Origin of the sequence: Streptomyces sp. NPDC052042 (assembly GCF_044548345.1) — a bacterium.
Taxonomy (GTDB): Bacteria; Actinomycetota; Actinomycetes; order Streptomycetales; family Streptomycetaceae; genus Streptomyces.
Map to the genome: position 1 here is coordinate 163,830 of NZ_JBIUBU010000002.1, position 19,946 is coordinate 183,775.

The following is a 19,946-nucleotide window of genomic DNA, read 5'->3' on the forward strand; positions in this document are numbered from 1 at the left end:
GGCGGCAAGGCGCCCGTACGGGGCGGTCCCACAGGGGAGTGCCCCGATCCCTCACTCCGGTGTAGTCGAGTACCGCTCGATGCTCGCGCGGCCTGTCGATCGGTCGAGTAGGCGCAGCTCCCACGGGCCAGTGTTCACATCGAAGTCCTTGCCGAACCCGACCCACTTGCCCGCCATACGTCGGCCCGTCGGCTCGATGAGTAGCTGAATCGAACCGTGGTACCGGGCGCCCTGGTAGTACCCGTCAGCCGCCGTCTGCTCGGTCCACGTACCAGTGACGACGTTCCGATCAACGGTGAGATCCAGAGACAGCGGGCTGTCCGGGTTGGTGGACGCTCCGGGCAGGCTCTGGGCTGTCAGCCGGTTGCCGTGCTGGACGATCACGACGTGGTGCTTACAGCCGAACGTCTCGTCACGGCTGGACGAGTAGAACTCGTACTGGGACAGCCAGACGCCCGCGTACTCGCTCTGCGGCTCTGCCTCCGGGCTTGTGACAGCGTCAGCCGTGCCGACTTCCCCAGCCTCCATGTCGTGGCCTCCTGCCCCGTCCGAGTGGACGCGTGCCATCGGGATCGCGAACCCCAGCGACTCTGGGGTACGGCCGGTGAACCGCTTCAGTGCCCGCGCATACAGCGGGCGGCATGTCCTGGTCTCCCCGGACTCCCAGCGTTGCACGAGTCGCTTGGAGGCGTCGTTCGGTTCCCCCAGCTCCTCGCCTGCGTCACGTAAGCCCCGGGCGAACTCGTCTTGGCTGAGGTTCATCGACTTGCGTACGGAGGTCAGCACGTTGTTGGGGATTCGCTCACGCTCTGCCGTAGTCGTCATGATCCGAGAGTAGCCACGCCACGCCTCCAATGACACCGGTTTGACGCCCTCGGGGTGACGCCGACATGACGCCCGAGGGACGCCTTGAACGTCGCCGCAATGGTCACGACCTGTCCGGAACATGGACGTCATGTCCATCCGCATCAGCGCTTACACGGTGAGAGCCGACGGCACTCAGACCAAGCCACGAACCCTGTACGACGGTGAGGGCGGGGAACCCCTCGCTACTGGCCTGATGCCGCCGTGCCTGTGCCCCAAGTGCAGGGGTGGGCGACATGACCGGAGCACCACGGACCCTCAATTACGTGGAGGCAAGCCAGCATGAGCACGGCAGTAGTGATCCGCGACCCGAAGGCGTACGTCACCCCGGACGTCTGGGAGCGGGAGGTAGCCCTTCTCCTCCGCAACCCGGAGAACACGCGCGAACTGGCAGAGACCAAGTTCGGGCAGGCCATCGCCTACCTGGTCACATGCGGTGAGAACCCGGACCTTCTCATGGGTCCGTCTGAGCAGGTGGACGAGCCATGGCACTCGTTCATGCTCGACTCGATCCCGTACCACCACTTCACCAGCCGGCACTTCGGCCGGTACATCCACCACGTCCCGGAGCTTCCGGGGACGGCGGCCGGAGTCCTGTGCGTCACCGACGACGAGGTGACGCGGGACGGGCACGACCCCCAGACCGGCGGCCCGCTCGTACTGGAACAGACGATCAAGGCCATCAAGGCGGCCGGGTTCGAGATCGACCCCGACCTGTGGGGCATGGAGGACGCGGCCGACTGCAACCAGTGCCACGCCGGGTGCCACGACTCGCCCAAGTAGTAGTGAGCAGCAGATGAGTTGGGGCCTACCGCCGTACGTTGGGGGTGGGCCCCTCATGCCGGAAAGGATCACCGCATGTCATTGGCTGAGTCCTGGAACAGGTACGCGGTCGGAAGCGAGCCACGCAGGACCGTGAACGCCAAGGGAGAGACGACCTGGCTGAACTGGACCCAGTACGCCGATCATGGGCCGGACGAGAGCGTTCTGGGTCCCGTGGTCGGACGTCGGGTGCTGGAACTCGGCTCGGGGAGCGGTAGCAACCTCGCGCACCTCGTGACACTTGGCGCGACCGGTCAAGGGGTGGACGTCGCCCCTGCCCGCGAGACGGCAGCGCGGAAGCGCTGGGGGAATCTGCCGGGCCTTGAGTTCCGTACGGCGGAGGCGATGGCGTTCCTGAACCAGACGGACGAGACATTCGATGTCGTGCTCTCGATCTTTGGTGCCGTGTGGTTCGTCGATCCGGACACCCTGCTCCCGCTGATCCGCTCGCGTATGGCGCCGGACGGAATCCTGGCCTTCTCGCATCTACCTCCGGGCAGTCAGGGACCCAAGCCCGCCAAAGCAGGACTGCGGCACGACCGCACCCCGGATGAGTGGGGGCGCATCCTGACTGGACACGGCTTCTCTGACGTGCGCGTGTCTCTGATCGATCCGCCGGAAGGCAGGGCCGTGGGCACGATGCTTGTCCGTGCCTTGGCGACCTGACCACGCGGCTGTGCGCCTGTCTCAGCAGATCCCGGCCTTCTGGCAGACAGAGCGAACCGTCAGGGCGCTCCACTTCGCGGCTCTGCGCGGCGTCAGGCCCTCAGTGTCGAGCTGCGCGCCGATGGCCCGGTAACTCATCCCCTCCGCCCTCAATTCGAGTATGCGGGCCTGCGCGGTCTGCTCCGCGGGGTTGGGCGCCGCGTCGCGCTCTCGCCCCTCCCCGTCCCCGTGGAAGCCATAGGCGTACGCCCCGACGGTCTTTCGTCCGGATGCCGCCTTGGCCGCACGTCCGTTCCGGAGACGCTTGACCACCATGCGCCGATCGAGTTCGGCGAACACGCCGATGACCTGCCGCATGGCCGTGCGCATCGGGTCGTCAGGGTCGTCCTGGTGGAGCTCTCCGCCATCGGCGGTGAAGACCTTCCCCCGTCACGCCAGACCACGGCAAGCGTGGCTTCCTGCACCGTGAGCGCACGGGCCAACCGGTCAAGAGCGACGGCGGTAGGAGTGAGGAGCCAGCGGCGGAGAGCAAGCCGGTAGGCGAAGAGCGGCCCCCGGTAGGGGGCCGACAGGGTGAAGACGAAGAGCGCAAGCAGCTGGCGAAGGTGGGCCGCGTAAGCGGCCCTCAGCAGGAAGACGAAGGGGCTGGCTCCCTTGGGGGGCCTTCGGCCCCCTCCTTGTCCTTCGTAGACCTGAAGACGGTCAAGCAAGAGGAGCGTCGTCGACGCCCGGCGGACGGGGAGCGGAGTGTTCGGCCAGTCCTGGATCAGGCCAGCGATGCCCGACACAGGGTCGATCGGGGGCAGGCCGGTGATACCGGACAGCTTCTCGTCGATCTCGTCGAGCCTGGCTCGGATCGCCTCGGCACCGGCCGACATCTGCGACAGGGTGATGGTCCCGGAGGCGTAGGACATTAGCCAACCCGTCGAGCCGTTCCCGCAGGGTCTGCGCTTCCTGGTGAAGGTGGGCCGAGTCGTCTCCCTGCTCCTGCCGAGAGGCGAGGACCCAGGGCAGGAAGTCGGGGAAGACGATCCGCGCCAGGACGGCGTTACCGGCTCGCTTGTCGGCCAACTCTCGGGGTACGCGTACGTGCGTCTGTCCGCAGCGGTGGACCGGGGTCCCTCGGTACATGCCGCCTCGCACGGTCTCCCCGCAACGTTCACACGTAGCCAGTCCGGCGAGCAAGGTCTGAGGGGCCGAGCCGGTGCGCGCACCGCCCGTGAAGCGCTTCGGGTTCGTCAGTGCCCACACGAGAGCGTAGTGCGTCGCCTCATCCAGGATCGCGGGCCACTGGCCCGCTCCCATCACCTCACCCCGGTAGGTGGCCTGAGCGATGTACCGAGGGGAGATGAGCACCTTCTTCACGCCGCCTACGCCCCACCCCTTCGCCTCGCCATCTGCCTCACCCTTCGCCTTGCCGGACGACGAGCGGGGAGCGAGCAGACCGAGGCCGGACCAGTAGCGAGCGACAGCCGCCAGGGTCTCGCCTTGAAGGACCATCTCGGCACCCTTGCGGATCGCTTCAGCCTCGGCTTCGACCACGGTCACGTAGTCATCGGCGTATCCGAATGTTCGCAAGCCCGCCTTGTGCGGCTTGCCGTTCTTCGCCGACTGAAGGTTCGACGCCTTCGGCCGCAGCGCCTTCTGCTCGCCCTCGTACTCCGCCCACGCCGTGACCGTCTTGGCCGTGGCCCGACCGGCCGGAAGCCGACGCCGGCCTCGCCCCGTACGGCGGTGACTACGCACCCAAGCCCGCGCCCGCGCGGGGCGGCACGGCGAACCGTGCGCGTGCTGTTCGACGCGGCACGCACCGGACCGTTCTGGCTGCTCGCCGGTACGTTCGCGATCTGCGGGGCCTCGACCAACGGCCTGATCCGCACACACTTCGTGCCCTCGGCCCACGACCACGGCATGCCCATCACCGCCGCCGCCTCGCTGCTCGCCGTCATCGGGGTCTTCGACATCATCGGCACGGTCTTCTCCGGCTGGCTCACCGACCGCTTCGATGCCCGCCGCCTCCTCGCCGTCTCCTACGCGCTGCGCGGCATCTCACTGCTCTTCCTGCCGATGCTGATGGCGCCGACGGTGCACCCGCCCATGATCTTCTTCATCGTCTTCTACGGCCTGGACTGGGTCGCCACCGTGCCTCCGACGCTCGCCCTGTGCCGCGAGCAGTACGGGGAGGACAGCGCCATCGTCTTCGGCTGGGTCCTCGCCTCCCACCAGGTGGGCGCGGCGCTGGTGGCGTTCCTGGGCGGCGTGGCGCGCGATGTGTTCGGCTCCTACGACGTGGTCTGGTACGCGTCGGGAGCGCTGTGCGCGACGGCCGCCCTGATGGCCCTGGTCATCCGGCGCCGCCAGGGCGAGCAGGCGGCCGGAGAACCCGTCATCGGCTGAATCGCCCGAACCGCCCGAACCGCCCCCGGTGGAACAGCAGTGGACCGTCCCTGTCTGCCCCGTCCGTGTCCGTGTCCGCCGTGTCCGTCGTCCCCAGCGCCTCCACCCGGCCGACCACGATCAGATGATCGCCCCCGGTGTGGACGGCGTGGATGCGGCAGTCGATCCAGGCCGGTACGCCGTCCAGCAGCGGTGAACCGGTCGCCGGGGCCCCCTCGTAGGCCACCCCCGCGAACTTGTCGGCCCCGCTCACCGCGAAGCCCCGGCACAACGCCTCCTGGCTTGCCCCGAGCACGTTGACGCAGAAGGCCCCGGCGCGGGCGATGCGCGGCCAGGTCGTTGACGTACGGGCGACCATGAACGCGACCAGGGGCGGATCGAGGGAGAGCGACGCGAACGACTGGCAGGCGAAGCCGGCCGGCCCCTCCTGCCCTGCCGTGCCCTGCTGCCCCGTGGGCCCCACCGAGATGCCGTCGCCCGGGTCGTGTGCGGTGACGATGGTGACCCCGCTCGCGAAGTGTCCCAGCACGCGGCGGAATTCCGCCGGATCGACGGGGGCCCGTTCGCCGTCGGCGACGGCCCGCAGAGACGGGCGCGGCAGCGGATCGACCGGTGTCGGCCCAGCACTGGTGGCGGCGCCGACGGACCTGAGGTACCGGACGGCGGTGGCGGCCATTCCTGCGTGTCCCATCACACCCCCATTAGAGCTGACGGTATGTCAGGTGGGAAGAGTCCGGGCAGGCAACGGGCAGCTACCGCGCACCTTCGCTTTCGTGCCGTGATGGGGGGTCGGTCTCGGCGAACGGGATCTTCCGGATCGGCCGTCCGACCGTCGAAGAGTGCATGGGCGAATGTTCGTGCGGTCGCACCCTTGCTGTCCCCTCACTCACATGGCTGACATAAGCCAACTGAGCTGGAAATAGGCTCGGTTGTCGGGCATATGCTCGCCAGGTGCACAGCTTCGGGGACGCGACTTCTCCGACAGAACGCAACACCGTTTTCCCGTTCCAGGCATATGCGGCCCGGGGCTGTTCGCGACATACCGCCGGACAGGTCGTCATTCGCCGTTTTCTGCCCTCGATGCATGGACCAGTACGTCCGTCGGCGGACCGTGCTCTGCCCCTCACTAGGCCAAACCCTCCGATCGTTTCAAGCAACTCCAAGGAACCCGAATGGTCAGCTCGTCCCACGAGGCGATGCACCGCATCTTTCAGGAGTACCCCGGGCTCTTCTCCCGTGTCTCCGAGGTGCTGGGGATCTCCATCGGCTCCCCGGCCTCGGCCACTGTCATGCCCACGGACCTCACCGAGAACCGGCCACTCGAACGCCGGGTGGACACCCTGCTGCGGATCGACATGGAGGACGACGGCCAGTCGTACCTCCTGGCGATCGAGGCCCAGGGGAAGAAGGATCCGGAGAAGCCGGTGAGCTGGATGTACTACCTGTCCTACTTGCAGGCCAAGTACAAACTGCCACCCATGCTGCTGGTCGTCTGCCAGGACCGGGCCACCGCCGAATGGGCCGCTCAGCCGTACTCCGTCGGGCACCCGCAGGCGCCTGTACTCACCCTGAGGCCCCTTGTCGCGGGCCCGCACAACATGCCGGTGATCAAGGACGTGGCCGAGGCGCGAAAGGACCTCGCGCTGGCCACTCTGGCGGCGATCACACATGCAGGTGATCCGGACATCGATGCCATACTGAAAACGCTGTCGACCGCTCTGCGGGATGTGCCGGAAACCGTTGCCGACCCGATTGTCGAACTCACCGCACAGGGCCTGGGCAATCGTCCGGCCGCACAACAGTGGAGGAACCTGGTGGCTGTGGATCTTTCGTTCTACAAGTCGGCCCTTTCGGAGGAGATCCGGGACGAGGGCCGCGCCGAAGGCCGAGACGAGGGCCGTGCCGAGGGCATCGCGCGGAGTGTGCTGCTTCTGCTGGGGCAGGCCGGTGTGGAGGTCTCGGACGAGGCCCGTGCCCGGATCCTGGGCTGTGGCGATGTCGAGACGCTGAGCCGTTGGTTGCTGCGTGCACCCACCGCCTCCTCCGTCGAGGACGTCTTCGCCGGGAAGTAGTCGGACGCAGGGGCTCTTCCGGGGGCCTTACCGCCCCCGGAACTGCGGTGCTCTCCGTTCCACGAAGCCGGCCACGCCCTGGTTGGCGTCGTGGGTGGTCATGTTGATCTCCTGTGCCATGGCTTCCGCCGCGAAGGCCGTTGCCCGGTCGGACTCCTGCGAGGCGTTCACCAGCTGTTTCATGAGGGCGATGGACCGGGTCGGGCCCTCGGCCAGCCGTTCGGCCCAGGCACGGGCCGTCGCCGCCAGCTCGCCGTCGGGCACGACCCGGTTGACCAGACCCAGGCGTTCGGCGTCCGTCGCCGGGAGCGAATCGCCGAAGAACATCAGCTCCTTTGCTCGTTGCGGTCCGATCAGGCGCGGCAGCAGATAGGCGCCACCGCCGTCCGGTACGAGCCCGCGGCGCACGAACACCTCGATGAACTTCGCCGACTCGGTGGCCAGCACCAGATCGCAGGCGAACGCGAGGTGGGCGCCGATGCCCGCCGCCGTGCCGTTGACCGCCGCGATCACCGGTTTCTCGCAGTCCAGGACCGCGGCGATCAGGCGTTGCGCACCGAGCCGGATCGTCCGGGCCACGTCCCCCGGAATCCGGTCACCGGGAGCGCGGGTGCCCGGGGTGGAGGAGCCCGTCGCCGGGGAGCCGCGCAGGTCGGCGCCCGCGCAGAAGCCGCGGCCGGTGGCCGTGAGGACGACCGCCCGGACCGCCGGGTCGGCGGAGGCGTCGGTGAGCAGGGCGATGACGCGTTCCCGCTGGTCCCAGGTGACGGCGTTCATCGCCTCGGGGCGGTTGAGCGTGATCCACGAGACGCCGTTGTCAGTGGTGTGGAGTACCAATGAATCGAGAGGGTCGGCCGACGGGGGCGGCCCGGTTCGTTCGGCGTGCTCGGTGGCTTCGGTGCGCCGGGCGGTGTCTTCGGTGTCTTCGGGGGAGGACGGCATGAGGCAGCTCCTTGGCAGGTGGTGGGGTCGTGCGCGGCGGCCTGGGTCGGACCGGTGGGCCGGGCGGTTGCGACGGGCGGGGGCGGCCCGGTCGGTCGAGGGCGACCGGTGGGCAGGGCGGGTTCGGCGGACCGGCCGGGGCCGGTGGGTTCGTCGGTCCCGTGCCCCCTCAGCGGCAGACGGCGAGCGCGTCCAGCGCCACCGCGCCCTGCCCCCGTCCCAGCACCATCAGCGGGTTGATGTCCAGCTCGGCGAGGTCGTCGCCCAGTTCCAGCGCCATCCGCTGCACCCGCAGCACGACCTCGACAAGCGCGTCCACGTCCGCGGGCGGGCCGCCGCGCACCCCTTCCAGCAGGGCCCGGCCGCGCAGTTCGCCGAGCATCGCCCGCGCCTGGTCCTCTCCGAAGGGGGGCACCCGTATGGCGGCGTCGTGCAGCACCTCGACGAGCACACCGCCCAACCCGACCGTCACCGTCGGCCCGAACAGCGCGTCCTGCGTGACGCCGACCATCATCTCGACGCCCCGCTCGACCATCTGGCAGACCAGGATGCCGTCCAGCTCGATGTCCTCGTACCGCGCGATGTCGGTCAGCTCGCGGTACGCGTCGCGCACCTGGCTGGCGGAGGTCAGCCCGACCTTGACGAGGCCCAGTTCCGTCTTGTGGGCGAGTTGTGCACCCGACGCCTTCATGACGACCGGGTAGCCGACCAGCCCCGCCGCTCGGACGGCCGCCGCCGCGCTGGTCACCAGCTGCTCGCGCGGGACCCTGATCCCGTATGCCCGCAGCAGTTGCTTTGCGGCATGCTCGCTGAGCTGCCGGCCCGCACGCAGGAGCCCCTGGGCCTTGCGGAAGGACGGCGACGGCGTGCGCGGTGCCTCGTCGAAGGGGGAGTGGTAGCGGGCGGTGAACCGGTGGTGTTCCAGGTACGCCTTTACGGCGGTGACGCAGTTGCGGAACGTACGGAAGGTGGCGACGCGGGACGAGCCGAGCAACGTTCTGCGGTATGCGTCCTCGGTGCCGACGGGCGAGCCCCACACCACGCACACCAGCTTGTCAGTGGCCTCCGCCGCGTCCACCAGGTCCTGGGCGAGTTTGTCGCTCATCGGCGGGAAGGGGCCGGTGATCGGGCAGATCAGCACCCCGACGTCGGGGTCGGCGAGGAGCGCGTCGATGATCTTCCGGCCCCGCCAGTCGCCGACCGGATGGCCACCGTTGTCGACCGGGTTGGCGACGTTCAGATAGCCGGGTATCCACTGGTACAACTCGCGCTGCTTCCCCTCGGACAGGGTGGGGAGCTTCAGACCGGCCTCGGTGGCCAGGTCCGAGAAGTGCGCCCCGGTTCCGCCGGAGATCGAATACACGACGACGCCGTCGGCCAGCGGCTTGCGGGCCCGGGCCAGCAGGGTGGCGGTGTCCTGGAGTTCGTCGAGCCCGTCCACCCGGATCACGCCGAACTGCCGCATCGCCGCGTCCACCACCTGGTCGGTTCCGGTCAGCTTGCCGGTGTGCGAGGCGGCCGTCCTGGCCCCCGTCTCCGTCCGCCCCACCTTGACGGCCACCACCGGCACCCCGGCCCGCGCGGCCCGGTCCGCCGCCAGCAGAAAGGAGCGCCCGTCCTTGAGCCCCTCCACGTAGCAGGCGATGGCCCCGACCTCCGGGTGCTGTGAGAAGTACGAGATGAAGTCGGCTGTCTCCAGATCCGCTTCATTGCCCGTAGGAGCCCAGTGGGAGAGCCGCACCCCCAGCTCCTGGAGGGAGTAGACGGGGCGGCCCTGGTGGCCCGACTGGGTGATCAGGGCGATCGCCGGTCCGTCCAGGTCGTCCCGGAACTCCTCGAAGGCGTTGAGGTTGGTGTTCGGCCCGAGCAGTCGCAGACCGGACCGTTCCACCGCCGTGGCCAGCCGCGCCTGGGCGGCGGCGCCCTCCTCGCCGGTCTCGGCGAAGCCCGAGGCGAAGGCGACCGCGAACTTCACTTTGGTCTGCGCGAGTTCCTCGATCACGGGGAGCGGGTCGCCGACCAGCAGCACGGCCAGATCGACCTGTTCCGGCAGGTCCGCGACGGAGGGGAAGCAGGGCCGCCCGAACACGGTCTCGCGGGTGGGGTGCACAGGATGCAGCCGGGCGCCGACCCGTTCGGCCCAGGCGATCAGCTGCCGGGTGATTCCCGTATGGGGGCGCCCTTCGGCGTCGGAGGCGCCGACGACGGCCACGGACGCGGGCCGGAAGAACCGGTCCAGGTCCGGCACGGGCGCGTGCAGAGGCCGGCCGCTGACGTCGAGCTCGTCTTCCATGGCGCCGGTCGTCATACGGCGGACGGTGGCGTGCGGTTCCTCGCCGCAGGCCACCACCCTGGCGCGGAGGTCGGTGGTGAAGGTGCCGTGAGTCGATCCAAGCATCGTTCCGCCCGCTCCTGCTCGAAGTCCGTGGGGTACCGTGCCCGGTCAGTCATAGCTGACACTCTGTCAGGTTACTGAACTGACGCCCTGTCAGGAATGGGTGTGCGGGCAAAGGCCGGCGCGGGTCGGCTCGGAGGGTCCGGGAAGGGGGCCGGAGGCGGGAAGGCGTGGCGCATTCGGGTGACCGCCATGTGGCGTACGAGGGAGTGGGGCGGGGTGCGCACGGGGAGGGGAGGCAGGGGCGAGGCCGGTTGGACTCCTCGGACGAGCGTGCCGCGCGCCGGCCCGGGCAAGTCCGGCCGACCTTCCCGGCCCGGCGCGCGGTGCTGCGACCCGACGGAGGTGTACAACCTCCAGGAGATCTTGAACGTCCAACGAGCGAGCCGGCTCCACCGGCCCAATTCGCCGTCCGTGGCCCACCTTTGGGGGAGAGAATGAGACCTGCCGCCGCCCGCCGCACGACGCGCCTGGGGGCCTGCGCCGCCGCAGCCGTCGCCGGGCTGCTGACCGTCGGACCCGCGGTACCCGCGTCCGCCGAGGAGCAGACCGACCAACTGTGGATCAGCGCGCCCACCGAACAGAGCCTCCCGCTCGGCGGTGGCTCCGATGGTGAGCCGCAGAGTCGTTCGCTGGACATCGGGCTCTACCACGACAACGACAACTTCGCCGTCACGGACGGCCGGCTCACGGTCGACATCTCCGGGATCGTGGGAGTGGCCGATGTGACCTGGCCCGACAACTGCACGCCGAGCGGGACGACCGCGGTGTGCGGCGTTCCCGAGGTCCCGGTCATCGGTGACGCCTACCGCCCGCAGGTCCATCTCACGGTGCGGGCGGCCGACGGTGCGGCGGCGGGCGCACAGGGGCGGATCACCTATGCCGCCGTGGCCACCGGCGGGCCCGGCGGCTCCCTGGAGGCCCCGCTCGACTCGTTCGACACCGCGCTCACCGTCGCGGGCGGACCGGACCTCTCCCTCGGGAACGTCACCCCGGTGAAGGGCGCCCAGCCGGGCAGCACGCACACCGTTCCGTTCGCGCTCACCAACAAGGGCGACACCCGGTCCGAGGGCTTCACCGTCAGGTTCTTCGGGTCCTACGGGCTCGACTTCGTCACCCGCTACCCCGAGTGCGCGTACCAGACGATCGGCGGCGACGACTACGCTCCGATGACCGAGGTCAACTGCGCTTTCGACCAGGTGCTCGAACCGGGTGACTCCTTCGCTCTGCCCGAGCCGATGCAGGTGGCCCTCGCCCCGCACGCGCTCGCCGAGCGCCTCGATATCAGCGTCGAGCCGGGCAACGGTGCCACCGACCTCGCGGAGGAGGACAACTACACCATGGCCTCCTTCGGCGCGGTGAACACCGCCGACTTCGAGGCGCGGGGTGCCCGCGTCGCGGGCGGTGCCGGTGAGACCGTGACCGCCGAACTCGGCTTCCACAACAACGGTCCGGCCTGGCTGGGCAACCTCGGCTCCGGCGACCCGGTCGCGATCCTCGTCTTCACCGTCCCCGAGGGCGTCACCGCGACCTCCGTGCCCGAAGCCTGCGAGCCGAGCACTCTGAGCGGCGGCTCCTACCCGGGTCGGACGGGCGCCCCGCGCTACACGTGCGAACTGCCGTACTGGACGCTGCCGGACACGACGCGGACCTTCCCGTTCAAGCTGCGCGTCGACCGGGTCGTCCCGGATGCCGCCGGGCAGATCGTTCTCAGGCCGAGCTTCGGCAGCACGTCGTTCCCGTTCGACCCGGAGCCCGGGAACAACAACGCCCAGGTCGTGGTGAACGCCACCTCGAACACCGCCTCCGGGGCGTGAGGAGCGCCCGCCCCGGCATCTGAGGGGAGCCTCCTCGGGATCGGAGGGGGCCTTCTGCGGCGACCGAGGACGCTGAGTCAGTCGGCGTCAACTCTATGACCTGGCAAGGTGGTTCACCGGGTGGGGTGCGGTCGGGCATCGCTCCGGCCGTGCCCCGCGCGGGTGTGGGCACGTGGGCCCGCCCGTCCCGTGGGCCCGGCCTTCCCGGTCCAGCAGCCGCGTGCGCGTTCGTGCGCCGTGTGCGCGGGACCGGTGGGCGGTCAGCGGGAGCGTGCCGCCCTTCCGGCGATCCTCCTGGCTATCTTCCGGGCGTCCAGGGCCATTTCGCGCAGCATGCCGCTGATCGGGTTGGTGAACCCGGTGAAGTACAGGCCAGGCGCCTGCCTGGGCGTACGGCCGCCGCGCACCACCGGGCGGCCACGGGCGTCCAGCACGCCGAGGTGGCCGACCAATCCCTCCAGGTCCCTTCGGTAGCCGGTCGCCGCGATCACCGCGTCCGGGGTGATCCGAGTCCCGTCGGCCAGCACCACGGCATCCCCGTCGAACGACTCGACGGCCACCACCGGCACCACCCGGCCACCCTTCACCGCGTCGATCAGTCCCACGTCCTGCACCGGAATGGCGCCTTCCCGGACCCGTGAGTACAGGCCGGTGTCCGGACGCGGCAGCCCGTACGCGGTGAGGTCGGGTACGGCCAGCCGCGACATCAGGCGCGCGGCGCGGTCCACCAGCCACACCGGCAGCCTGCGCACCAGGACGGCCGTCGCCTGGGACGGCCAGCCGAGCGTGGAGCGGCGCACGATGTGCGGCGCCGTGCGCACCGCGATCCGCACCCGCGACGCCCCGCCCTCCACCAGGTCGACGGCGATTTCCGCGCCCGTGTTGCCGACGCCGACGACCAGGACGTCCCGGCCCGCGTACGGGGCGGCATCGCGGTACTCGGAGGCATGCGCGAGCTCACCGGTGAAGGTGTCGCGCCCCGGCCAGTCGGGAACGCGTGGGGTGTGGTTGAAGCCGGTGGCGACCACGACCGCGCGCCCGGTCAGCATCCGGCCACCGCTCGCGGCCAGCTGCCAGCCGGAGCCGTCAGGGGACCGGTCGACGCGGGAGACCTCGACGCCCGTCACGACCTCCAACTCGTGGTACTCGGCGTACTTCTCCAGATAGCGCACCATGTCGTCCCGGTCCACCCAGCGCCCGAATCGGCGCGGGATCGCCAGCCCCGGCAGCGCGGACCGGCGTCGCGTGGTGTGCAGGCGCAGCCGGTCGTAGTGGCCGCGCCAGGACGCTCCCACGCTTCCGGACTTCTCCAGAACCACCGCTCGCATCCCGCGTTCGCGCAGGGCCGCGGCGGCGGACAGCCCGCCCGGACCGCCGCCGATGACGTACACGGGCCGGTCCTCGGTGAGGTCGGTGAGGGCGGGGGCGGGACCGCCGGCGACAGAGGTGCTGCGGGACATGGTTCGGAGCGTAATCGCGGAGTTGATTGATGGGTCTCGGTCAAGACCGGAATCGATTGCGAATCGGTCACGGAGCCTGCCCCTTGCGCCCGCCGCCGACTTCAGGTGAACTGACGTACCGTCAGATTCCTTCGGTGGGAGGGCTCATGCAGACGATCTGGTTCGGTGGGGCCGAGTGGCTCGCCGTTCTCCGGGTGGGTCTCGGGCTGTGGTGGCTGGAGAGCTGGCGGCACAAGGACAAGAAGGGCTGGTTCGAACGCGGTACGGGCATCGCCTGGGCCGCCGACGTGGCGGAGAAACACCGGTGGTCGGTCGTGCGCACCGGCTTCCGGCGGATCGTCGCCCCCCGCCCGAAACTGATGGCCTACGTCGTCGTGTACGCCGAACTCGCCCTCGGCCTGGGCCTGGTCGCCGGTTTCCTCACTCCGGTGGCGCTCGTCGGCGGGCTGCTCCTCAACCTGCTCTATCTGACGCTGATGATCCACGACTGGGCCGAGCAGGGACAGAACGCGATGATGGGGCTCATCTCGCTCGTGGCGCTGTTCGCGATGTCCTGGCAGACCTGGTCCCTGGACGACGCGATCGGGCTCTTCCCGTGACCGCAGCCTCCGCCGCCCCGCGCTTCGACCTCCCCGAGCCCGACGCCTTCACCCGCCCCTACTGGGACGCCGCCGCCCGGGGGCTACTGCTGCTGCGCCGCTGCGGTGCCTGCGGGCGTGCCCATCACTACCCGCGCGAGTTCTGCCCGCACTGCTGGAGCGATGACGTCGTCTGGGAGCGGGCGAGCGGGGAGGCCACGCTGTACACATGGTCGGTCGTCCACCGCAACGATCTGCCGCCGTTCGGCGCCCGCGTTCCGTACACCGCCGCCGTCGTCGATCTGGCGGAGGGGCCTCGGATGATGACGGAGATCGTGGACTGTGCGGAGCCGGATCTGGTGATCGGCATGCCGCTGTGGGTGACGTTCCGCCGCGAGCCGGGGCAGGAGGCCGTTCCGGTCTTCCGGCCCTGAGGAAGGGCCGGTCGCGGTGCCATGCCCGGCGTGCCGGTGTCTCAGTGCGCCCGGGTGTCGCGCAGCTTGCGGCGTTCCCGGAAGTTGGGGTGGCGAACGGTCACGCCCCCCATGCCGCACGATCCCGTCAGCCGGAGCAGCGGGGCACCCGGAGCACTGTCGTCCGTGGTCTTGTTCCTCAGTCCGCCGAGGCCGAGGGACAGTTCTTCGGTCTGCACGGTCCAGCTCTGCGGAACGACGATCTTCACGCCCCCCATGTCCCCGTGTACGTCCAGTTCGATCTCGCGCCACCGGCAGTCGGCGAGGGTGAAGTCGATCCTGACACCGCCGACGCCGCCGTGGGCGCGTATCGAAGGGGGTACCTTCCAACGGCCCGAGCGGGACGCGCCGTGTACGCCGCCGTTGAGGACCAGCGGCTCGCCCGCGGCCACCGTGACGGGCACCAGGTCCTCGGTGAGGGGTGCCAGTTCCGCGCAGGTCTTGGCGGACAGGGCCAGCCCGAGACGGGTGTCCAGCTCGTCCAGGTCGAGGCGTCCCTCGGCCGCCGCCTCCCGCAACTGTTCGACCACGGCCTCGCGGTCGGCATCGGAAGCGCGCAGGGGTTTGACGGAACGCGAGGGCTCAGCAGTCATGGCAGTGATGATACGGACGGGCGCGTCATGAGGAGCCCGGCACCGCTCACGCCCGGCACCGCTCACGCCCGGCACCGCTCACGCCCGGCACCGCTCACGCCCGGCACCGGCCATCCCTCACAGCGCCGGCAGCCATCTCCTCGCAGTGTCAGCAGCCATCCCTCATAGCCCCGGCGGACGGCGCGCACGGCCCCGGCGGACGGCCCTCACAGCCCCGGCGCCCCCCATACCGGGAACCACCGTGCCAGGTCCTTCTCCATCCGCAGATCGTCTCCGAGGACCGCTCTGACCTGCAACTCCAGCTGGTTGTCGCGCCTCTCCACGCTGCCGGGAACGGGCGCGAACGGGTAGAACGTGCCGCGCTTGTACAGGTAGACGAGCGCCAGCGGGCGGTTTCGGGCGTCCCGGAAGCCGATCAGCGAGCAGAGCAGTTGCGGTCCGAAGCCACCGTCCTGGAGCAGGGTGTTGACCGCGTGCAGGTCGTTGACCAGCGAAGCCACGTCGTCGGGGGACTGGCGGGCGAGCAGCCAGGTGTATCCGTACGCGTCCTGGCTGAACTCCACCGGGACGCCGCCGCGCTCGGTGTCGGCGTCGAGGAGTTCGCGTACGTCCTGCTGGATACGGGCGAAGGTGCCGCCCTCGACGCCCGCGAAGCAGACCGAACCGAGCCCGGTGGGCTCGAAGCCGGCACCCGCCTGGAGGGTGAGGGCCGCGGACGGGACGGCGAACAGCTGGTCGAGGTCGGGGCGGACCGGTTTGCTGCGGCCCAGAATGACGTCGAGGAGACCCATGCACGTTCCTTGGGGAGGGAGCGGGAAAGAAAGCGGGCAGCGGGGCCGATCGCGGCCCTGTGGATCGAGGAGATCGGGGTTCCTACGGGCGGGCGAGGTCGGCGGAGATGCGGGCCAGCTGGTCGAGGCGCTGTTCGAGGGTCGGGTGGGAGGAGAGCAGTCGGCTCAGGCTCTCCTTGGAGGAGAACGCGGGAACGAAGTAGAAGGCGTTGTACGGCTCCGCCTTGCGCAGGTCCTCGGTCGGGATACGCGCCATCTGGCCGCTCACCTTCGTGAGGGCGGAGGCCAGCGCCGAGGGGCGTCCGGTCAGCAGCGCGGCGGCCCGGTCGGCGGACAGCTCGCGGTAGCGCGAGAGCAGCCGGGTGAGCAGGAAGCTCAGCACGTACACGAGCGCGCTGATCAGCGGGATCAGCAGGACCACTATCCCGATGGGGTCGTTGCTGCGGCTGCTGCGGGAGAGGCCGCCCCACAGGGCGACGCGGGTGATGATGCCGGCCAGCACGCCGAGGAACGAGGCGATCGTCATCACGGCCACGTCGCGGTGGGCCACGTGTGACATCTCGTGCGCCAGCACACCCTCCAGCTCCGGGGGATCCAGTCTGCGCAGCAGCCCAGTAGTGGCGCAGACCAAGGCTGTCTTCTCGCTGCGACCGGTGGCGAACGCGTTCGGTACGTCGCTCCGTGCTATGGCCACCCGAGGCTTCGGCATGTCGGCCAGGGCGCAGATCCGGTCGATCGCGCCGTGCAGTTCGGGCGCCTCCCCCGGGGTGACCTCGCGGGCGCCCATGCTGAACGCCGCGATGCGGTCGCTGAACCAGAACTGCGCGATGAACATGCCGCCGACCAGGATCAGGATGATCGGCCAGGCACCACGCAGCACGGCGAGCAGCACGCCGACCAGGACCACGTACAGCAGTCCGATCAGGAACATGGTGCTGACCATCCGGGTGGTCAGTCCGCTGTCCGGTGCGTAACGGGAACGGGTCCGGCTCATGGTCGCCTCCAGTCACCCTGTCGCCTTCCATCTTGCCCCCTTTGTCGCAAAAGCGTGGTTGGGCGGGGGTAAACGGCGAGGAGGGCGGGGGAACGGCGGAGGGCGACGTGCGCGGGAAACGGGCGACGAGGTGGGGGAGGGGGAGAGGCGGGCCTCGACGTGCGCGTTCGGTGCGGCGGCGGAAGAGTGGCCGGCGGAGAGAAAATGGAGCGGGGAGGGCACCGAGGGATCGCCGGGAGGGGCCGAGGGACCACCGGAGGATATTTGGCCGAACATCAACTGGACCCTTTAGATGCCTCGGGCATCTAGTGGGCACAGATCGGTAGGACTCCCTCCACCCCTGCGAGGTCCGCCATGGCAGTTGCCGAGACCATCCCATTCCCGCAGAACCGTACCTGCCCCTATCACCCGCCGACCGAATACCGCGGCGCACACCGCGGTGACCGGCCCGTATCACCCGTTCGGCTCTTCGACGGACGTACGGTGTGGATGGTGACGGGGCACGCCGAGGCACGCTCACTCCTCGTGGACCAGAGACTGTCGTCCGACCGGGAGAACCCCTCGTTCCCGATCTTCGCCGAACGGGTGGCCAAGTCGTCCCTGCGCCGTGTCGAGCTGATCGGCGTCGACGACCCGGAACACAACGCCCAGCGCCGGATGCTGATCCCGAGCTTCACGGTCAAGCGGACGGAGGCCCTGCGGCCGCAGATCCAGCAGATCGTGGACCAGCTGCTCGACCAGATGATCGAGCAGGGGCCGCCGACGGACCTGATCGGCGCCTTCGCGCTGCCCGTGCCCTCCATGGTCATCTGCTCGCTCCTCGGTGTGCCCTACTCCGACCACGAGTTCTTCGAGGCGCAGTCGCGCAAGCTGCTGCGCGGCCCCGCGGCCACCGACGTGGAGGCCGCACGGGCGGCGCTCGACGACTACTTCCGTGTGCTGATCGAGCAGAAGAGGACCGCCCCGGGCGACGGACTGCTCGACGAACTCATCGCGAAGCAGCTGGAGACCGGGGCCGTGGACCACGAACAACTGGTCCGACTGTCCGAGATCCTGCTCGTGGCCGGTCACGAGACGACCGCCAACATGATCTCGCTCGGTACGTTCACCCTGCTGCAGCATCCCGACCAGCTGGCCCGGATGCGTGAGTCGGACGATCTGATGGCCTCCGCGGTCGAGGAGCTGATGCGATTTCTGTCCATCGCCGACGGGATCGCGCGGGTGGCCGTGGCGGACATCGACACGGGCGGCGTGACCATCAAGGCGGGCGACGGCGTCATCCTGTCCACCTCGGTGATCAACCGCGACGAGAACGTCTACACCGCGCCGGACGAACTGGACATCGGCCGAAGCGCGCGCAACCACCTCGCGTTCGGATTCGGGGTGCATCAGTGTCTGGGGCAGAACCTGGCTCGGGCCGAGATGCAGATCGCGCTGCGTGAGCTGTGCCGGCGGCTTCCGGGACTGCGGCTGGCGGTGCCCGCCGACGAGGTCCCGTTCAAACCGGGCGACACCATTCAGGGGCTGCTCGAACTGCCTGTGACGTGGTGAACGGGAGTGGTCCGGACGGGACCAGCCGGATCGGCCGGATCGACCGGGACCGCCGGATCGGCAGGATCGGCCGGGACCGCCGGATCGGTCGAAGCAACCGGACCGGCCGGAGCGACCGGACAGGAAAGTCGGAAAGGTTTGACGAGATGCAGATCAGTATCGACAGGGAACGGTGCATCGGCGCGGGACAGTGCGCGCTCACCGCACCGAAGGTGTTCACCCAGGACGACGACGGATTCAGCGAACTGCTGCCCGACTACGAGGAAGCCCTCGAAGGGCCCATGGTCAAGGAGGCGGCCCGTGCCTGCCCGGTACAGGCGATCACCGTCACCTGACCGGGCCGGATCGGGCGTACACCGCTCGCACCCGTGGGCGGGCGACCGCGCTGGGGCGTGACATAGCGGTGGCATGACCGTGCGCGCGGTGACGCCACTGTGCCGTGGTCGTGGCCGTGCCGGGGCGCGTGACCGTGCGGGGCGTGGGCGGCGACTGCTCGCGCCCGCGCACGGCCGCGGCCCCCGAACGCTTTCGGACGGCCATGGCACCGGGCGCTTTCGGACGGACACGGCGCCCAGGCGCTTTCGGGCGGTCACGGCGCCTGGGCGTCCCCCGGAGCCACGGCGCCTGGACATCCCCCGGAGCCATGGCGCCCGGATGTCCCGCGATGTCAGGGCGCTCAGGCGTCCTGCAACGGTCGCGTGGCGCGAGCGCCCCCGATCGGACTGCCCGACCGTCCCCGATCGGACTGCCCGACCGTCCCCGATCGGACTGCCCGGCCATTCCCCTGCGGTGGAGTCCGGCCGTTCCGTACGCCGTACGGCCGTCGCGCGCGGCTGCCCGGTCAGGGCCAGAGCAGTTCCCGGTCCCAGGTATCCGCCCGCCTGACGTAGCGCAGCCGTACGTGCCGGCGTCCGGCGTCGCCCTGGAAGAATTCGACCTCCCGGGGCTCGACCACGTACCGCGTCCAGCTCGCGACCTCTGCGCCCGGTTCTGCCCGAGCCCGCTCCCAGGCCAGGTCCGAGGCGTGGTTCAGCTCCTGGTACGAGCCGAGCACCTCGCTTTGCCGGCCGACCAGCGCCGACGCCAGGGCCCCGGTCGAGCGTGCGTGCAGATCGGCCAGGCTCTCGGCGGGCGAGCAGGCGATGACCGGCCCCCGTACCCGTACCTGCCGACCCTGGACGGGCCAGTAGAAGCCGAGCGCGGCGTACGGGCGGGCGGCGAGCTGGCTGCCCTTCGTGCTGGTGCGGTGCGTGGCGAAGTGCCAGCCGCGCTCATCCGCGTCGTGCAGCATCAGCGTCCGTACATCGGGCCGGCCCTCGGCGTCGACCGTGGCCAGCGACATCGTGTGCGGCTCGGTCTGCCCGGCCGCCACGGCCTCGCAGAACCATGTGTGGAACAGCGGGAGCGGGGCTTCGGGGACACCGTCCGGGTCGAAGGCCGGAAGGTTGGTGTCCCAGACCCGCTGGGCGTGGAGCAGGTCGAGGAAGCGCTGCCGCGCGTCGGACTTCTGTACGTCACTCATGGCCCCATT

18 protein-coding genes and 2 pseudogenes are annotated in these 19,946 nt (G+C 69.9%); 9 read left to right on the forward strand and 11 right to left on the reverse strand.

The features are described from left to right. Nucleotides 1–51: 51 nt before the first annotated feature. Entirely contained in the window at nucleotides 52–825 is a 774-nt protein-coding gene (locus tag ACIHCL_RS05975) for a helix-turn-helix domain-containing protein (RefSeq protein ID WP_399857388.1), read from the reverse strand. Between the two features lie 321 nt (nucleotides 826–1,146). On the opposite strand from ACIHCL_RS05975, the gene ACIHCL_RS05980 reads away from it, so the two are divergent. Both ACIHCL_RS05980 and ACIHCL_RS05985 read left to right on the forward strand, forming a co-directional pair. Next, complete coding sequence (locus ACIHCL_RS05980; protein WP_399857389.1) at nucleotides 1,147–1,647, forward strand: glycine-rich domain-containing protein; 501 nt, start codon at nucleotides 1,147–1,149, stop codon at nucleotides 1,645–1,647. A gap of 132 nt (nucleotides 1,648–1,779) precedes the next feature. Then, nucleotides 1,780–2,352, forward strand: coding sequence for a class I SAM-dependent methyltransferase (locus ACIHCL_RS05985; RefSeq protein ID WP_399857391.1), 573 nt, complete (start codon nucleotides 1,780–1,782; stop codon nucleotides 2,350–2,352). Between the two features lie 21 nt (nucleotides 2,353–2,373). Here ACIHCL_RS05985 and ACIHCL_RS05990 read toward each other — a convergent pair. Both ACIHCL_RS05990 and ACIHCL_RS05995 read right to left on the reverse strand, forming a co-directional pair. Continuing rightward, nucleotides 2,374–2,727, reverse strand: a pseudogene (locus tag ACIHCL_RS05990) (recombinase family protein); the annotation flags it as partial. 327 nt (nucleotides 2,728–3,054) lie between these two features. Next, nucleotides 3,055–4,098 (reverse strand): recombinase family protein, encoded by a 1,044-nt coding sequence (locus tag ACIHCL_RS05995; protein ID WP_399857392.1) that lies wholly within the window; start codon nucleotides 4,096–4,098, stop codon nucleotides 3,055–3,057. On the opposite strand from ACIHCL_RS05995, the pseudogene ACIHCL_RS06000 reads away from it, so the two are divergent. Then, nucleotides 4,047–4,749 (forward strand): annotated as a pseudogene (locus tag ACIHCL_RS06000) (MFS transporter); the annotation flags it as partial. The gene ACIHCL_RS05995 and the pseudogene ACIHCL_RS06000 overlap by 52 nt on opposite strands. Here the strand turns inward: ACIHCL_RS06000 and ACIHCL_RS06005 are convergent. Beyond that, the gene (locus ACIHCL_RS06005) at nucleotides 4,739–5,425 is read right to left on the reverse strand and encodes a flavin reductase family protein (protein ID WP_399858029.1); all 687 of its coding nucleotides are present in this window, start codon (nucleotides 5,423–5,425) and stop codon (nucleotides 4,739–4,741) included. The pseudogene ACIHCL_RS06000 and the gene ACIHCL_RS06005 sit on opposite strands and share 11 nt — an antisense overlap. A 496-nt stretch (nucleotides 5,426–5,921) precedes the next feature. Between ACIHCL_RS06005 and ACIHCL_RS06010 the strand changes: the two genes are divergently transcribed. Then, on the forward strand, nucleotides 5,922–6,821 hold the full coding sequence (locus ACIHCL_RS06010; RefSeq protein WP_399857394.1) for a hypothetical protein: 900 nt from the start codon (nucleotides 5,922–5,924) through the stop codon (nucleotides 6,819–6,821). A gap of 27 nt (nucleotides 6,822–6,848) precedes the next feature. Here ACIHCL_RS06010 and ACIHCL_RS06015 read toward each other — a convergent pair whose 3' ends face one another. Both ACIHCL_RS06015 and ACIHCL_RS06020 read right to left on the reverse strand, forming a co-directional pair. Beyond that, the gene (locus ACIHCL_RS06015) at nucleotides 6,849–7,763 is read right to left on the reverse strand and encodes an enoyl-CoA hydratase/isomerase family protein (RefSeq protein WP_399857396.1); all 915 of its coding nucleotides are present in this window, start codon (nucleotides 7,761–7,763) and stop codon (nucleotides 6,849–6,851) included. A 169-nt stretch (nucleotides 7,764–7,932) separates the two neighbouring features. Next, complete coding sequence (locus ACIHCL_RS06020; RefSeq protein ID WP_399857397.1) at nucleotides 7,933–10,161, reverse strand: acetate--CoA ligase family protein; 2,229 nt, start codon at nucleotides 10,159–10,161, stop codon at nucleotides 7,933–7,935. A 434-nt stretch (nucleotides 10,162–10,595) separates the two neighbouring features. Here ACIHCL_RS06020 and ACIHCL_RS06025 point away from each other — a divergent pair, with 434 nt between their 5' ends. After that, nucleotides 10,596–11,975, forward strand: a complete 1,380-nt coding sequence (locus ACIHCL_RS06025) for a hypothetical protein (protein WP_399857399.1) — start codon at nucleotides 10,596–10,598, stop codon at nucleotides 11,973–11,975. 260 nt (nucleotides 11,976–12,235) lie between these two features. Here ACIHCL_RS06025 and ACIHCL_RS06030 read toward each other — a convergent pair whose 3' ends face one another. Next, a complete protein-coding gene (locus ACIHCL_RS06030) occupies nucleotides 12,236–13,435 on the reverse strand; it encodes a flavin-containing monooxygenase (RefSeq protein WP_399857401.1) in 1,200 nt (399 codons plus the stop codon). A gap of 146 nt (nucleotides 13,436–13,581) precedes the next feature. On the opposite strand from ACIHCL_RS06030, the gene ACIHCL_RS06035 reads away from it, so the two are divergent. Together ACIHCL_RS06035 and ACIHCL_RS06040 are read left to right on the forward strand one after the other, a co-directional pair. Next, nucleotides 13,582–14,034, forward strand: coding sequence for a DoxX family protein (locus ACIHCL_RS06035; protein ID WP_399857403.1), 453 nt, complete (start codon nucleotides 13,582–13,584; stop codon nucleotides 14,032–14,034). Then, nucleotides 14,031–14,447 (forward strand): Zn-ribbon domain-containing OB-fold protein, encoded by a 417-nt coding sequence (locus ACIHCL_RS06040; protein ID WP_399857404.1) that lies wholly within the window; start codon nucleotides 14,031–14,033, stop codon nucleotides 14,445–14,447. Before ACIHCL_RS06035 ends, ACIHCL_RS06040 begins: the two co-directional genes overlap by 4 nt. Before the next feature lie 41 nt (nucleotides 14,448–14,488). On the opposite strand, the gene ACIHCL_RS06045 is transcribed toward ACIHCL_RS06040, so the two are convergent. The 3 genes from ACIHCL_RS06045 to htpX all read right to left on the reverse strand — a co-directional run bounded on the left by ACIHCL_RS06045 (nucleotide 14,489) and on the right by htpX (nucleotide 16,864). Continuing rightward, a complete protein-coding gene (locus ACIHCL_RS06045; protein WP_399857406.1) occupies nucleotides 14,489–15,079 on the reverse strand; it encodes a DUF1707 domain-containing protein in 591 nt (196 codons plus the stop codon). A gap of 206 nt (nucleotides 15,080–15,285) precedes the next feature. Further along, nucleotides 15,286–15,870, reverse strand: coding sequence for a hypothetical protein (locus ACIHCL_RS06050; protein ID WP_399857408.1), 585 nt, complete (start codon nucleotides 15,868–15,870; stop codon nucleotides 15,286–15,288). Nucleotides 15,871–15,952: 82 nt separating this feature from the next. Then, nucleotides 15,953–16,864, reverse strand: a complete 912-nt coding sequence (gene htpX / locus ACIHCL_RS06055; RefSeq protein WP_399857410.1) for a zinc metalloprotease HtpX — start codon at nucleotides 16,862–16,864, stop codon at nucleotides 15,953–15,955. 354 nt (nucleotides 16,865–17,218) lie between these two features. On the opposite strand from htpX, the gene ACIHCL_RS06060 reads away from it, so the two are divergent. Together ACIHCL_RS06060 and ACIHCL_RS06065 are read left to right on the forward strand one after the other, a co-directional pair. After that, nucleotides 17,219–18,415: a cytochrome P450 gene (locus ACIHCL_RS06060; protein ID WP_399857412.1), complete on the forward strand. Its 1,197-nt coding sequence runs from the start codon at nucleotides 17,219–17,221 to the stop codon at nucleotides 18,413–18,415. A 146-nt stretch (nucleotides 18,416–18,561) separates the two neighbouring features. Continuing rightward, a complete protein-coding gene (locus ACIHCL_RS06065) occupies nucleotides 18,562–18,750 on the forward strand; it encodes a ferredoxin (RefSeq protein WP_399857413.1) in 189 nt (62 codons plus the stop codon). 506 nt (nucleotides 18,751–19,256) lie between these two features. On the opposite strand, the gene ACIHCL_RS06070 is transcribed toward ACIHCL_RS06065, so the two are convergent. Continuing rightward, a complete protein-coding gene (locus tag ACIHCL_RS06070; protein WP_399857415.1) occupies nucleotides 19,257–19,937 on the reverse strand; it encodes a pyridoxal 5'-phosphate synthase in 681 nt (226 codons plus the stop codon). Between the last annotated feature and the right edge of the window lie 9 nt (nucleotides 19,938–19,946).

Excerpts from the sequence above, each read along its gene's own strand:
- ACIHCL_RS06005 (WP_399858029.1), bottom strand. The coding sequence starts at position 5,425 with ATGGCCGCCACCGCCGTCCGGTACCTCAGGTCCGTCGGCGCCGCCACC.
- ACIHCL_RS06050 (WP_399857408.1), bottom strand. The coding sequence starts at position 15,870 with ATGGGTCTCCTCGACGTCATTCTGGGCCGCAGCAAACCGGTCCGCCCC.
- ACIHCL_RS06070 (WP_399857415.1), bottom strand. The coding sequence starts at position 19,937 with ATGAGTGACGTACAGAAGTCCGACGCGCGGCAGCGCTTCCTCGACCTG.
- ACIHCL_RS06010 (WP_399857394.1), top strand. The coding sequence starts at position 5,922 with ATGGTCAGCTCGTCCCACGAGGCGATGCACCGCATCTTTCAGGAGTAC.
- ACIHCL_RS06035 (WP_399857403.1), top strand. The coding sequence starts at position 13,582 with ATGCAGACGATCTGGTTCGGTGGGGCCGAGTGGCTCGCCGTTCTCCGG.
- ACIHCL_RS06030 (WP_399857401.1), bottom strand. The coding sequence starts at position 13,435 with ATGTCCCGCAGCACCTCTGTCGCCGGCGGTCCCGCCCCCGCCCTCACC.
- ACIHCL_RS05975 (WP_399857388.1), bottom strand. The coding sequence starts at position 825 with ATGACGACTACGGCAGAGCGTGAGCGAATCCCCAACAACGTGCTGACC.
- ACIHCL_RS06025 (WP_399857399.1), top strand. The coding sequence starts at position 10,596 with ATGAGACCTGCCGCCGCCCGCCGCACGACGCGCCTGGGGGCCTGCGCC.
- ACIHCL_RS06060 (WP_399857412.1), top strand. The coding sequence starts at position 17,219 with ATGGCAGTTGCCGAGACCATCCCATTCCCGCAGAACCGTACCTGCCCC.
- ACIHCL_RS06020 (WP_399857397.1), bottom strand. The coding sequence starts at position 10,161 with ATGCTTGGATCGACTCACGGCACCTTCACCACCGACCTCCGCGCCAGG.
- htpX (WP_399857410.1), bottom strand. The coding sequence starts at position 16,864 with ATGAGCCGGACCCGTTCCCGTTACGCACCGGACAGCGGACTGACCACC.
- ACIHCL_RS06015 (WP_399857396.1), bottom strand. The coding sequence starts at position 7,763 with ATGCCGTCCTCCCCCGAAGACACCGAAGACACCGCCCGGCGCACCGAA.
- ACIHCL_RS06045 (WP_399857406.1), bottom strand. The coding sequence starts at position 15,079 with ATGACTGCTGAGCCCTCGCGTTCCGTCAAACCCCTGCGCGCTTCCGAT.
- ACIHCL_RS05980 (WP_399857389.1), top strand. The coding sequence starts at position 1,147 with ATGAGCACGGCAGTAGTGATCCGCGACCCGAAGGCGTACGTCACCCCG.
- ACIHCL_RS06065 (WP_399857413.1), top strand. The coding sequence starts at position 18,562 with ATGCAGATCAGTATCGACAGGGAACGGTGCATCGGCGCGGGACAGTGC.